The sequence below is a fragment of the Salinicola peritrichatus genome (assembly GCF_003206715.1).
Taxonomy (GTDB): domain Bacteria; phylum Pseudomonadota; class Gammaproteobacteria; order Pseudomonadales; family Halomonadaceae; genus Salinicola; species Salinicola peritrichatus.
In genome coordinates, this window is record NZ_PZJU01000006.1 from 153,814 (window position 1) to 166,846 (window position 13,033).

The window sequence follows — 13,033 nt, forward strand, 5'->3', positions numbered from 1 at the left end:
CGCGGCGGCGGGGGACGCTTCCGGCCGCCGGCTCCGCTCATCAGGAGGTATCACATGTTCAAGCGACGTCCCGACTCTCTACCCGATGCCAGCACTGCGCTGCCGGGACGTGAGACGCCGATCGCCATCAGCGGCGAGCACCTGGTCAACGGTGCCGCGATGAAACCGCCGTTTCCGGTCGGTACCGAGCAGATCGTACTCGGCGCCGGCTGCTTCTGGGGGGCCGAGCGCCTGTTCTGGGAGCTCGAGGGCGTGGTGGTCACGGCAGTGGGTTATGCCGGCGGCATCACGCCGAATCCGACCTATGAAGAGACCTGCTCGGGGATGACGGGGCACGCCGAGGTGGTGCTGGTGGTATTCGACCCGCAGCGCCTGCCGTTGACGCAACTGCTGGCGACGTTCTGGGAAGCCCACGACCCGACGCAGGGGATGCGCCAGGGCAACGACCAGGGTACGCAGTACCGCTCGGCGATCTATGTCACCGACGAGACTCAGCGGGCCATCGCCGAGCGCAGCCGCGATGAATACGCGCAGGCGTTGCGCGAGCGCGGCCTGGGACCGATCACTACCGAGATCAAGCCACTGGAGACGTTCTACTACGCCGAGGAGTACCACCAGCAGTACCTGGCCAAGAACCCGAATGGCTACTGCGGATTGAAAGGCACCGGCGTCAGCTGTCCGATTTCGGTCTAGCGTCCGGTTTTCCATCCCTGCCGCTCGAAGGTGCTTGCCGTCGCCTCATCGAGCGCTCGGCGTCGAGCCGGACGCGGTCAGGGCAGGGTGGGCGCCAGTTGCCTGAGGTTCTGTGGCGCCCACTGCATCAACTGCGCCTCGATCCGTCGCGCCAGCCAGGAGCGCAACCGTCCCCGACAGGCTTCGATGTAGCCCACGTGTCCGCCATTGGCGGCCACTTCCACCCGTACCGAGGGCGAGGGCGCCGGTAGCCGAGTGAACAGATCTCCAGGCATGAACGGGTCGTCGTTGGCGTGGAGAATCAGCATCGGAATCTCGATTTCTCCCAGCAACGGACCCGCCGAGGCGCGCTGATAGTAATCGCTGGCCGAGTGAAATCCATGCAGGGGCGCCGTGACTTCGTTGTCGTAGGCCCAGAAGCTATCCAGTTTCTGCAGTTGCAGCGGGGTGAGGCGCAAGGGTAACGACGAGGTTGTCAAGCGCTCGGCCAGCTTGCGTTTGAGTTGGGCCAGCAGGTAGCGCTGGTAGAAGCGGCCACGGCCGCGATTGAGCGCGTCGGCGCTCGCGGCGAGATCCAGTGGCGCATTGATCGCGATCGCACCGGCCAGTGGCAGGCCATCGCCTCCTTGCTCGGCGACGAGCTTGACCAGCATGTTGGCGCCGAGCGAAACACCCGCCGCGACGATCAGCGACTGGGGAAAGCGCTGGGCCACCTGGCCGACGATCCAGTAGGCGTCGGCGGTATCGCCGGAGTGGTAGGCGCGAGGCAAGCGATTCGGTGCCTGGCCACAGCCGCGGAAATGCATCAACACCGCGCGCCAACCCAAACGACTGGCCACATACAGCAGTTCGCGCGCGTAGGGCGAGTCGAAAGACCCTTCCAAGCCATGGAAAAGCAGGAATATCGGCGCGTTCGCCTGCCGCGGCGCCGGACGCGCCCACGCCAGTTCGACGAAATCGCCATCCGGCAGATTGATGATCTCGGTATCTCGAACCACTTGGCGCAGCGGCAGTAATCTCGGCAACAGCGTTTGCACGTGGCAATTGCGTAACCCCGGTGCGGCGCGAAAATCGGCCGATACGATCATGCTCGCCATGTCATGCGACCTCAGCCGTCGGCGATCGGCCGTCCCTGAGTGAGGTTGTCGTGGCCGTTCGCGGTGATGATGACGTTGTCCTCGATGCGAATGCCGCCGTGATCCTCGAGCCTGTCGACGGCCGACCAGTCGACGGCATCGCGCATGGCACCGTGTCGCAAGGATTCGAGCAGCATAGGAATAATGTAGAGTCCCGGCTCGATCGTCACCACCATGCCAACGTCCAGGCGCCGGGTGAGGCGCAACGCGGGATCCGCCGCCGGCGGTGGCAATGGCGTGCCTTGCGCATCGCCCTGGCGCCCACCGACATCATGAACCTGGATACCGAGGCTGTGGCCCAGTCCGTGGGGGCAGAAGGCGCGGGTCAGCCCACTCTCGATCGCCGCTTCGGCGCTACAGGAAATCAACCCGGTTTCACCCAGCAGCTCCGCCAGATGGACATGCATCTCCCGGTGCAGCTCGACGAAATCGAGCCCGGGGGCGAGCCGTGCGATCAAGCGCTGCTGATAGTGGGTGACACCCTTGATCAGCCGCTCGAACAGCGGATCGGCCTGCTTGGCGGCCCAGGTTCGGGTAATGTCGGCACAGTAACCGGCGTGGCGATGCCCCGCGTCCACCAGCAAGGAGCGTGGCGCCGTCGGGGCAGTGATGTCGTAGTGCTGATAGTGCAGGGTACCGGCATGGGCGTTGATGCCAACGATGTTCTGGTACGGCACCTGGAGCTCGCGCTGCCGACTGGCCGCCAGATAGGCGAGCTGGGCATCGAGTTCGCTGGCGCCGGCCGCGAACGCTTCACATGCCGCTGCGTGACCGGCCAGTGCCCATTGATTGGCTTCGAACAGACAGTGACGTTCGTAATCGTCCTTGCGCATGCGCAGCTCGTCCAAGGCGCTCACCAGCGCCGGTGGGTTGGCTTCCGCACCGGCGGGCAGGGCATCCGGGGCGATATCGCCGAGCACCGCGAAACGCGCGTTCGCCGTCGATGCCTCCGGCGGTAACGCCGGTTCACGCAGCGGCGTCAGCGTCATCACCTCGGCCAAGGTGCCAGTCGGCGCCGGGGTTGGCAGATACCAGAAATCCGCCGGCGCGTAGTAGTACCAGTGCGGCGGCTTGCCGGGCTCGATCCATAGCCAGTCATGCTGGTTGTAGCTCGCCCCGGTCCAGTGGACGAAGTGTCCATAGGCTGCAAAAGACGCTTCCTGATCGTCGCCGAAATGGGCTCTGGCGTGTCCGCTGTGGATCAACACGGCATCGAAGCCGAGTGCGGCGAGGATCTCGGCGTAGGCCGTTTGCAGGCGGCCGAGGTGGGCACGCTGCAGCGTATCCAGCATGTCATCGGGTGGGGGCATGAGAGCGCTCCTGAAGTTGGGCGAGCAGACCATGCAAACTCGGATGGCGGCTGTCCTGACGAAAATAGAGCCTCAGCGACAGCGGCACATCCCAGCGCTGGTCGCCCGCACGGGTGAGTTCACCGCGTTCGAGAGCCTGGCGTACCGTACGCCAGGGTAGCCAGCCAAGGCCATAGCCCTGCTGGACCAGTTCACGGATATTGGAAGTCTGAACGTTTTCGTTGAGTGTGGTGAGATGGACTTCCTGGCGCGATCTGGCCCAGTGGGCCTGCAGCGTGGCGGCGATCAGTCCACTGGGATGGTAGGCGATATGCGGCAGCGGCTGACGTTTCTGACCGGGCAGGGCGAAGCGCGCTTTGCCGGCGTCATCCACGGCACTGACCGGGATCAGCCGCTCCTCGCCGATCAGGACATAGCGCAGGCCGCTCATGTCGAGTTCCAGTGTCGTGCGGCTCTCTGGCCAGTAACACAGCGCGAGGTCGACCTCGCCACGCTCGAGTCCCTGGAAATAGTCCTCGATCAGCCAACTGGTGGCGCGCAGATAGGGTTCGACCTGTTGCTGCCATCCATGCGCGGCCAACCACCCGGGTACGAAATAGGTCATCAGGCTCTGGGGAGCGGCCAGGCGTACGCGTTGGGTATTCTCCTGGGCCAGGTTCTGCAGGCGTTCGCGTGTCAGACGGACACGTTCGGTGACCTGTTTGCACAGAATCAGGAATTCCTCGCCGGCAGGCGTCAGGCTGAGCGGCAGCGTCTGGCGGTTGATCAACGTGGTTCCCATCGATTCTTCGAGCAGCTTGATGCGCCGCGAGAAGGTCGGTTGGGTGACGTTCTGTAGATCCGCAGCACGAGAAAAATGACGCGTTTCGGCCAAGACGATAAAGTCTTCGAGCCAACGAAGTTCCATGGCGCTCTCTATCATGAATCACGTGGATGCCGGCTTCCGCGACTGCCACCGCAACGACGCCCCCTCGGCTTCACAGCCTAAGCGACACGACTTCGGGAACCATTGGGACGCGCGCACGGCGGCCGAACGTCAGGACTCAGCCGGCAGGATCCGAATGGAAGCGGTCTGGTCGGGGCGTGACACGGTACAGCCCAGGTTGTTGACCCGGCCGTCCTTGAGACCATAAACCCAGCCATGAACCGAGAGCGGTTGTTCGCGTTCCCAGGCGCGCTGGATGATCTTGGTGCGGCACAGGTTGGCGACCTGCAGGCGGACGTTGTGCTCGCACATGCGGTCGATCTGCTCATCCAGCGGCAGCGCTTCAAGCTCGGCACGATACTGCTGGTAGAGCTCGCTGATGCTGTGCAGCCAGTAGTCGACGATACCGTGCTCGCCGCCGGTGATCGCGGCCCTGACCCCACCGCAGCCGTAATGGCCGACGACCATGATGTGCTTGACCTTGAGCACGTCGACGGCGAACTGCACCACCGACAGGGCATTCATGTCATTGTGATAGATCAGGTTGGCGACATTGCGGTGAACGAAAACCTCACCGGGCGGCAGATCGACGATCTGGTTGGCGGGGACGCGACTATCGGAGCAGCCAATCCAGAGAAAGTCGGGATTCTGCTGCTGCGACAGACGGGGAAAGAATTCAGGATCGCGCTGCTGGATGCTGTCGGCCCATAGCCGATTCTGGTCGAGAAGAGTCTGGATATCGCTCATGAGGGTTGCACATTCCATTGCCGGGTTCGCTGTCGCACCCGTGCTTCCGCGCCGGGCGCGCCGGAAATCATCATAACTCCGAAGGCCGATTTTGGACAGGCGACCCGGCCGTGGCACCACGCCCCTCCCGAGGGCGGGGCGTGGCTGGTATCATCGCGGCATCATGTCTCAAGGAGCTTCGATGTGGCGAGTTACGATTATGATCTGTTCGTGATAGGGGCCGGTTCCGGCGGCGTGCGTGCCGCACGGACGGCTGCAGCGACGGGCGTCAAAGTGGCCGTTGCCGAAGATCGCTATCTGGGCGGTACCTGTGTCAACGTCGGCTGCGTGCCGAAGAAGCTGTACTCCTACGCGGCACATTTTCACGATGCCTTCGAAGACAGCAGCGGTTTCGGCTGGACGATACCGCAGGCGCCGAGTTTCGATTGGGCCACGCTGCGTGACAACAAGATCGAGGAGATCAAGCGTCTCAACGGCATCTACAACCGCCTGCTGGAAGGGGCCGGCGTCACGCTGATCAATGGCCGGGCCAAAGTCGTCGATGCCCACGCGGTCGAGGTCAATGGCGAGCGCATCACCGCGGAGAAGATTCTGGTCGCGGTCGGCGGCTGGCCCTGGACGCCGGAATTCGAGGGCAACGAATACACCGTCAACTCCAACCAGGTCTTCGATCTGGACGAGTTTCCCAAGCGTTTCCTGGTTCTCGGCGGCGGCTATATCGCGGTCGAGTTCGCCAGTATCTTCAACGGGCTCGGCGCCGAGGCCCACCTGGTCTATCGTGGCGCACTGTTCCTGCGCGGGTTCGATCACGAGGTGCGGGAATTCACGCGTGACGAGATGGCCAAGAAAGGCGTCAATCTCCACTTCGAGACCAACATCGAACGCATCCGCAAGGTCGAGGGCGGCCTCGAGGTCACGCTGACCAACGGTGAGCAGCTCGAAGTGGATGCCGTTCTCGCGGCCACCGGGCGGCGGCCGCACCTGGAGGGCCTGGGACTCGACACGCTCGGTGTCGAGCTCAATACCGACAACACCATCAGGGTCAATGAGCGCTACGAGTCCTCGGTGCCGTCGATCCTGGCACTCGGTGACGTCATTGGCGGCCCGGAGCTGACGCCGGTGGCCCTGGCCGAAGCGATGCATCTGGTCCAGCACCACTATGGCGACAAGACCCCGGGACCGCTCGACTACCAGAACATCGCCACGGCCGTGTTCTGCCATCCCAATATCGGCACCGTGGGTCTTTCCGAAGAAGAAGCGCGCGAGCGCTTCGGCGCAGTGCGCATCTACAGCGCGGATTTCCGTCCGATGAAGCACACGCTGTCCGGCAGTGACGAGCGCTGCCTGATGAAGCTGGTGGTCGATGATGCCAGCGACCGCGTCGTCGGCGCCCATATGGTTGGTGACGAAGCGGGGGAAACCATTCAAGGCATCGCGATCGCCGTGCGCGCCCAACTGACCAAGACGGATTTCGACGCCACGGTGGGTATCCACCCGACGGCAGCGGAAGAGTTCGTTACCATGCGCAGCCTCACTCGCCGCTGATCACGGCTCCGCTGCTACGTTCAATGGCCGCCCTCGAGGCGGCCATTGTCGTCATGCCCGATGTCCGGCCTTCGTGACTCTCATCGGCGCGCCCCGAATTCGCCATCAGAGAAAGTTCTTCAGAACGATGCGAGCATCGGGCCTCAAAGACTTCGCCTATTTCCTCCAATACATCTTCCTTCAATATATCGCCAGCCTTCGTCTAGACTGGAATTGCCGGAATTTCCGGATGCTCACCCAGCATATAAATATTCATTATTGAACTGGTTGAGTAAAATAACCTGCGGTTTGAAGCTTGCTTCACTCGCTGTTATCCTTGAATTCAAATTCGCCATAGCGACGATGACGATGACCAACCCCAATCCGGCATTTACGCCGTCGGCAGACTTGGCAAGGCCTACCGTGGCCGATGCCGTCGTTGGCAAGCCCGATATGCCACTGTTCATTCGCAAGCCCACCACGGAAGATGGGTGGGGGATCTATGAACTGGTCAAGGCCTGCCCGCCGCTCGATGTCAATTCCGGTTATGCCTATCTGTTGCTGGCAACGCAGTTCCGCGACAGCTGTGCCGTCGCGACGACGGAAGATGGTGAAATCGTCGGATTCGTGTCCGGCTACGTCAAAGCTGCCGCTCCCGATATCTATTTCCTGTGGCAAGTCGCGGTCGGGGAAAAGGCACGGGGCACCGGCCTGGCTAGACGCCTGGTCGAAGCCGTGCTGACTCGGCCGGAATTGGCAGGGCTGAATCATCTCGAAACCACGATCACGCCGGACAATCAGGCCTCATGGGGCTTGTTCAAGCGTCTGGCGGATCGCTGGCAGGCGCCCCTCATCAGTCGCGAATACTTTTCGACCGATCAACTGGGCGGAGAGCACGACCCGGAAAACCTCGTCCGGATCGGCCCGTTCGACCCCCAACGTATCCAGGGCGGGTAAGGTCTGCGTTGTCACGCATGTCTTATGCCAGCACGCCTTATCCACGCTCCCCACGACATCCACACTCCCATTACGGAGGTTGTATGCAGACTCAGATTCTCGAACGCATGGAATCCGAAGTCCGGACTTATTCTCGCTCCTTTCCAATTGTTTTCACCAAGGCCCAGGGCGCGCGCCTGATTGCCGAGGATGGCCGCGAGTACATCGATTTTCTCGCTGGCGCCGGCACGCTCAATTACGGTCATAACCATCCGAAGCTTCAGGAAGCGCTGGTCGAATACATCACTTCCAACGGTATCGTCCATGGTCTGGACATGTGGACCGCCGCCAAGCGCGACTACCTCGAGACGCTGGAAGAAGTGATCTTCAAACCGCGTGGGCTGGACTACAAGGTTCATCTGCCGGGCCCGACGGGTACCAACGCTACCGAAGCCGCGATTCGCCTGGCTCGCGTGGCAAAGGGGCGTCATAACATCGTCACCTTCACCAATGGCTTCCATGGCGTCACCATGGGCGCACTGGCAACGACCGGCAACCGCAAGTTCCGCGAAGCGACCGGTGGCATCCCGACCCAGGGTGCCAGCTTCCTGCCGTTCGATGGCTATCTCGGGGAAGGCACCGACACACTCGACTATTTCGAGAAGCTGCTGAGTGACAAGTCTGGCGGGCTCGACGTGCCGGCCGGCGTGATCGTCGAGACGGTGCAGGGCGAGGGCGGTATCAACCCGGCAGGGCTGGATTGGCTCAAGCGTCTGGAAGGGATCTGCCGTGACAACGACATCCTGTTGATCATCGATGACATTCAGGCGGGTTGCGGTCGCACCGGCAAGTTCTTCAGCTTCGAGCACGCCGGCATCGTGCCGGATATCGTGACCAACTCGAAGTCACTCTCCGCCTATGGCCTACCGTTCGCTCATGTGCTGATGCGCCCGGAACTCGATAAGTGGAAGCCGGGCCAGTACAACGGCACTTTCCGTGGTTTCAGCCTGGCGTTCGTGACTGCCGCCGCAGCTTTCAAGCACTTCTGGAGCGATGACAGACTCGAGCGTGACGTACAGCGCAAGGGCCGCATCGTCGAGGAGCGTTTCGCCAAGATCGCCGCCTGGCTGACCGAGCAGGGCCATCCGGCAAGCGAACGTGGCCGCGGTCTGATGCGCGGTATCGATGTACGCGACGGTGACGTGGCGGACAAGATCACGGCAAAAGCCTTCGAAAACGGGCTCATCATCGAAACCGCGGGGCAGGATGGTCAAGTCGTGAAGTGCCTGTGCCCGCTGGTGATCAGCGATGAAGATCTCCTCGAAGGTCTGGATATTCTGGAGCGCAGTGCCAAGGAAGCCTTTGCCTGAGGCGGAAATGACGCTGAAAGGCGGCCTTCGATGGCCGTCTTTCATACCGCCTTTTCACGTAGTCACCCACCAGGAGTTGTAATCGATGATCGTACGTAATCTTGCAGAGTGTATGAAAACCGATCGTTTTGTCGAAGCCGAGAACGGTAACTGGGACAGCACTCGCTTGATGCTGGCTGAAGACGGCTGTGGGTTTTCATTCAACATCACGCGTATTCATCCGGGTACGGAAACCCACATTCACTACAAGAACCACATCGAAGCGGTGTTCTGCTACGAAGGTGAGGGTGAAGTGGAAACCATCGCCGATGGCAAGATCCATACCATCAAGGCCGGCGACATGTATTTGCTCGACCAGCACGATGAGCATTGGCTGCGTGGCAAGGAAAAGGGCATGACCGTGGCCTGTGTCTTCAGCCCTGCGCTAACTGGCCGTGAAATTCACCGCGAAGACGGCTCCTACGCACCGGCCGAGTAAATCTCAACGCGCCATCGTTCATTCAGGCACAAAAAAAGACCGCTTATGCGGTCTTTTTTTGATCCTGACCTCCTCCCAGAAACCGGATCCACCGGCAATGTGAAATTCCCGCTACGTTTATTCTGATAGCACGAGATCTCGCGATGGAGCCTCGACTTGGTGCCGTGAAAACAGAATACCAACGGACTAATTCGCCAGTAATTTTGAAGGGTACGGCCTTTCGAGAAGTCATCGACGCTGAGCTGCGGTAGGTCGTAGAGAGGCTCAACAACCTGCCCGCAGCGTCTGGGTTATCAGACTCCGGTCCAAGTATTTTGAGTGGATACTCAGGCTCATTGGAAATGCGTTTTTCTAAGGTAATTTCGATTGGCTAGCAATCATAGATAAAGTTGTGTCGTGATCAATCTGAGCTAAGAACTGCTTGGCCTCCTTTTGAAAGGCTGCTAATGCTTGTCCAGATAGCTGCTTGCCTTCCGGCAATTTGACGCGCATGGCGTCGACTTGATTATTGTTAACCATTAATTCGTAATGAAGATGAGGTCCCGTGCTACGGCCTGTGTTTCCGGATAGTGCAATCTTCTGGCCTATGGAAACGCGCTCGCCCTCAGATACCAAGCGTTTGGATAGGTGCATATAGCGAGTCTTGTAGCCGTTGTCATGGCGGATCACAACGTAGTTTCCAGCCCCATTTGCTTGATAGGCTGATTTGACAACACGTCCATTCGCTGGAGATTGAATTGAAGTACCAGTGATTACTGCAAAGTCAGTGCCTCGGTGCGGGCTAACTCGGCCAGTGATTGGGTGCTTCCTCTGCAAGTTAAAGGGCGAGCTTATTCTGTAGTTGCCTTTAAATGGCTTGCGGTTAAATGCTGGGGAAAGACTGTAGCCTTCAGGGGTGTAAAAATTGTCATCAGTAGGATTTCTAACGACAGCTAGGTCTATTTTATTGCCTTTGTAGTGAGCGGCAAGGATACGCGAATCAGCAGCCTGACCCTCAATCACATCGGTTTCTACTAGAACTTGGAACTGGTCCCCTCGCCGGGCAGCGCGGCGAAAATTTATCTTTTTTGAAAGAAGGTTGCTCAGTTCCGATACTTCTGAGTAGGATAGGCCAGTGGCGCTGGCTGACTGCGCAAAACTGCCATTGACTGTTCCTGCAAACAATCGCTCCGTTTTCTGAGCCGTTTTTTCAAAACGAGTAACCTCAAAGCTCTTGCTGTCGTGGCCGCGTTCAATCAGGAGGCCGGAACGTGTGTCTTCCATGATTCGCAGTGCTAATAATTCACCGGTTTCATTAATCTTAAAGTCAAAGCTATCACCGACACGCCAGCGAGTGAACGTCCTTTCGTCCGGGATTTCTTCGAGAAGCTGTATAACTTCACTATAGCCTAGCCCCAGAGCGCGTTCTGCCATGTCCGCGAAGGTATCGCCGGCTTGAATGGTATAAGTTTCCCATGATGGAACGTACCTTTCATTGGCTACCAGTTCTTCTTCCAGATCTACTTCTTCATCATTATGTATTAGGTCGACAGATAAACCATCATCGGAAGTGCCGTCAACTTCGCGATTGTTGGTTCCAGTTGCCGAGCCGGTAAGTCGAATCGCCATGTGCAGCGCCTGGCTATCCAGTTCGCTAGCGTCTTTAGTACTTTCCGGCTTGGTTGTAGGAACGCTGGGGTTTAATGGTGTAGCCGCACGAACAACGCTGTCTTGGACAGTTGTTTCAGAAACGCGAGTAGTTTCAACTTCGTCTGTTACCAATAGGAGGCTTTGCGGCGAGCCTGCCGTGGGCTTGGTAAGTCCGGTGGAAGCCTGAGCGGGGCCCGTATATTTGTAGTTGGTGCTGACTTTAACAGCTGTCATGGTGTCAGCTTGAGCTTGGAAGCGAGTAGATAACTCAATGCTTGGCGAACTAGCCTCGTTAAGGGGCGCATCATCTCCATTAGAAGCTTTTAACACAGAGAAGATTTCCTGCGCTCCTAGTAACGTGACTAGCGTAGCTATAGGTAAAATCAGTAATTTTCGGCTGCGAGGCAGGAAGCGAAGGATTCTTAGCATGAGAGCTTATGATAGACCAAGTGAAGTGAAATGGCGGCACTTTACCCCAAACAACACGATGTGCCTACCCTACAGGGCAAGCCTCTGCGCATAATGACATTTTGTAGTGGCTTGCCTAACTGTCGATAACGGTGTCTTTTAGCTATTTCGCCTGCGTACCCCGGATATAACCAGCGCTGCTGACAATAGCCAGGTTGGCCAGCTTCCGGTGCGTGTGAATGGCGTTTCTCCCCGCATGGCCCGGATTTCTCCGTTGAGGGTGGTCATCCTGAATTGAGTCGCGCGATCGATAATGCGACCTTGCGGGTCGATGATGGCCGTCACCCCATTGTTCGTTGCCCGCATAACATAGCGACCATTTTCAAGGGCGCGTAGCCGGGCCATTTGCAGATGCTGAAGCGGCCCGATGGAGTCACCGAACCAGGTGTCGTTGGACACCGTGAGCAACACCTCAGCGTTATCGGCGCGTTGTGCCACTAAGTCCGGGAAAATAATTTCGTAACAGATCGCCGTGCCGATGCGCAGTCCAGCGGCTCGGATCGGGCCTTGTTCGGAATTGCCTGCCGTGAAGTCTGACATCGGCAGATCAAAGAAAGCGATAATGCCACGTAGCTGTTTTTCCATCGGGATGTATTCACCGAACGGTACCAGATGCGACTTGCGGTACACATCCGTAACCTCGCCGGCACCGACTACGGCATTGTAATAGCGGCCCGAGTCGTCGCGCTGCACGATACCGGTGAGTAGTTCGGCTCCTGATGGCAAAGTAGCCTTAACCCGCTCCAACAGCGGCTCGGCTTGACGCTGATACATAGGAATCGCCGTTTCCGGCCAGATAACCAGATCTATGTCTTCAGCAATGTTGCGGGTCAATCGGGCATAGGTGCTGACTGCGTTACGCTGCCCCTCGTTTGTCCATTTGCTTAGCTGGGGTAGATTGCCCTGTAACAGGCTCACTTGTACGGGCTCCTTGCTGGGTATGGTCCACTGAGTAGGAAGCATCAAGGGGAACAGCCATAGAGCGGCGATCGTGCCCCCTGCCCACCAGCGTCGACGCAGGAACTCCACCCCCAGCGTGCCCGTCAGGGCGGTAACCAATGTCAACAGCAGCACCCCGCCAACCGGGGCCAATGGTGCTAAAGGAGAATCGACGTGCGCGCTCCCCAGCAATAGCCAAGGGAAACCGGTGAAAAGGTATGTCCGTAGCACTTCAATCAACACCCACGCGCCGGCGAAGGAGAGAAAGGCTAGACGCGAGCCAGTAAAGCGCCGATAGAACCAGAAGGGAATGGCATAGAAAAGCGCCAAGGTGGCGGCAAACAGGGCTGTAAGGAAAACCGATAGCGGCACCCCCGTGTAACCGTACTCATGGATCGACACGTAGACCCATGAGGTTCCCGTGGCGAACAGCGCGATGCCATAACACCAGCCTCGCAGGGCTGCCTGACCCGGTGTCAGGTCATCCAGGCCTGAGTAAATGAGGCCGACGGCGACCGGCCCCAGCCACCAAAGCTCGAAGGGAGAGAAGGTTAGCGTCGTTAGAGCCCCTGCGAAGACCGCTAACACGCATCCCATCCAGGGGCGACAGGAAAATCGCATGGGTTGCTCCTTAACGTGACGGGCCACTTTTATCAAAAACGCCTCGGAAAAACATTATGGCCATTCTCAAAAGTCATGCTTCTATTGGCCGTCGCAGTCGTTCGCAAGTCGTTTTCTACCCGCCTCGCATGCTTCACTACCAGTAAGACGATGCGGCTTGACTCTATAGCCACTAGAAGGTTTAGAGTTTAAACACAGAAATTGAACGAGGTAACTTTTCATGCCAGCTACAAATCCCGAAGTATCCGATAACCCAT

General features: G+C 58.9%; 11 protein-coding genes. 5 read left to right on the forward strand and 6 right to left on the reverse strand.

Annotated elements, in window-relative coordinates; genetic code table 11:
• Nucleotides 1-54: 54 nt before the first annotated feature.
• A complete protein-coding gene (gene msrA / locus DOM57_RS02715) occupies nt 55-693 on the forward strand; it encodes a peptide-methionine (S)-S-oxide reductase MsrA (RefSeq protein ID WP_110647697.1) in 639 nt (212 codons plus the stop codon).
• A gap of 77 nt (nt 694-770) precedes the next feature.
• On the opposite strand, the gene DOM57_RS02720 is transcribed toward msrA, so the two are convergent.
• From DOM57_RS02720 to can, 4 genes are all read right to left on the reverse strand, one after another.
• Complete coding sequence (locus DOM57_RS02720; RefSeq protein WP_110647699.1) at nt 771-1,790, reverse strand: hydrolase; 1,020 nt, start codon at nt 1,788-1,790, stop codon at nt 771-773.
• Nucleotides 1,791-1,801: 11 nt separating this feature from the next.
• Nucleotides 1,802-3,139 carry a Xaa-Pro dipeptidase gene (gene pepQ, locus DOM57_RS02725; protein ID WP_110647701.1) on the reverse strand — a complete coding sequence of 446 codons (1,338 nt, stop codon included), beginning with the start codon at nt 3,137-3,139 and terminating at the stop codon, nt 1,802-1,804.
• The gene (locus tag DOM57_RS02730) at nt 3,123-4,046 is read right to left on the reverse strand and encodes a LysR family transcriptional regulator (RefSeq protein WP_110647703.1); all 924 of its coding nucleotides are present in this window, start codon (nt 4,044-4,046) and stop codon (nt 3,123-3,125) included. Before DOM57_RS02730 ends, pepQ begins: the two co-directional genes overlap by 17 nt.
• 129 nt (nt 4,047-4,175) lie before the next feature.
• Nucleotides 4,176-4,811 (reverse strand): carbonate dehydratase, encoded by a 636-nt coding sequence (gene can / locus DOM57_RS02735; protein WP_110647704.1) that lies wholly within the window; start codon nt 4,809-4,811, stop codon nt 4,176-4,178.
• A gap of 183 nt (nt 4,812-4,994) precedes the next feature.
• On the opposite strand from can, the gene gorA reads away from it, so the two are divergent.
• From gorA to DOM57_RS02760, 4 genes are all read left to right on the forward strand, one after another.
• Nucleotides 4,995-6,356, forward strand: coding sequence for a glutathione-disulfide reductase (gorA, locus tag DOM57_RS02740; protein ID WP_110647706.1), 1,362 nt, complete (start codon nt 4,995-4,997; stop codon nt 6,354-6,356).
• A gap of 348 nt (nt 6,357-6,704) precedes the next feature.
• Nucleotides 6,705-7,292 carry a diaminobutyrate acetyltransferase gene (gene ectA, locus DOM57_RS02750; RefSeq protein WP_110632740.1) on the forward strand — a complete coding sequence of 196 codons (588 nt, stop codon included), beginning with the start codon at nt 6,705-6,707 and terminating at the stop codon, nt 7,290-7,292.
• An 83-nt stretch (nt 7,293-7,375) separates the two neighbouring features.
• Entirely contained in the window at nt 7,376-8,641 is a 1,266-nt protein-coding gene (gene ectB / locus DOM57_RS02755; protein ID WP_110647708.1) for a diaminobutyrate--2-oxoglutarate transaminase, read from the forward strand.
• Nucleotides 8,642-8,726: 85 nt separating this feature from the next.
• The gene (locus DOM57_RS02760; RefSeq protein ID WP_087719747.1) at nt 8,727-9,119 is read left to right on the forward strand and encodes an ectoine synthase; all 393 of its coding nucleotides are present in this window, start codon (nt 8,727-8,729) and stop codon (nt 9,117-9,119) included.
• Nucleotides 9,120-9,470: 351 nt separating this feature from the next.
• On the opposite strand, the gene DOM57_RS02765 is transcribed toward DOM57_RS02760, so the two are convergent.
• The gene (locus DOM57_RS02765; RefSeq protein WP_239496094.1) at nt 9,471-11,078 is read right to left on the reverse strand and encodes a peptidoglycan DD-metalloendopeptidase family protein; all 1,608 of its coding nucleotides are present in this window, start codon (nt 11,076-11,078) and stop codon (nt 9,471-9,473) included.
• Between the two features lie 237 nt (nt 11,079-11,315).
• A complete protein-coding gene (lnt, locus tag DOM57_RS02770) occupies nt 11,316-12,776 on the reverse strand; it encodes an apolipoprotein N-acyltransferase (protein WP_071230019.1) in 1,461 nt (486 codons plus the stop codon).
• Between the last annotated feature and the right edge of the window lie 257 nt (nt 12,777-13,033).

Excerpts from the sequence above, each read along its gene's own strand:
- msrA (WP_110647697.1), top strand. The coding sequence starts at position 55 with ATGTTCAAGCGACGTCCCGACTCTCTACCCGATGCCAGCACTGCGCTG.
- DOM57_RS02720 (WP_110647699.1), bottom strand. The coding sequence starts at position 1,790 with ATGGCGAGCATGATCGTATCGGCCGATTTTCGCGCCGCACCGGGGTTA.
- pepQ (WP_110647701.1), bottom strand. The coding sequence starts at position 3,139 with ATGCCCCCACCCGATGACATGCTGGATACGCTGCAGCGTGCCCACCTC.
- DOM57_RS02730 (WP_110647703.1), bottom strand. The coding sequence starts at position 4,046 with ATGGAACTTCGTTGGCTCGAAGACTTTATCGTCTTGGCCGAAACGCGT.
- can (WP_110647704.1), bottom strand. The coding sequence starts at position 4,811 with ATGAGCGATATCCAGACTCTTCTCGACCAGAATCGGCTATGGGCCGAC.
- ectA (WP_110632740.1), top strand. The coding sequence starts at position 6,705 with ATGACCAACCCCAATCCGGCATTTACGCCGTCGGCAGACTTGGCAAGG.
- ectB (WP_110647708.1), top strand. The coding sequence starts at position 7,376 with ATGCAGACTCAGATTCTCGAACGCATGGAATCCGAAGTCCGGACTTAT.
- DOM57_RS02760 (WP_087719747.1), top strand. The coding sequence starts at position 8,727 with ATGATCGTACGTAATCTTGCAGAGTGTATGAAAACCGATCGTTTTGTC.
- lnt (WP_071230019.1), bottom strand. The coding sequence starts at position 12,776 with ATGCGATTTTCCTGTCGCCCCTGGATGGGATGCGTGTTAGCGGTCTTC.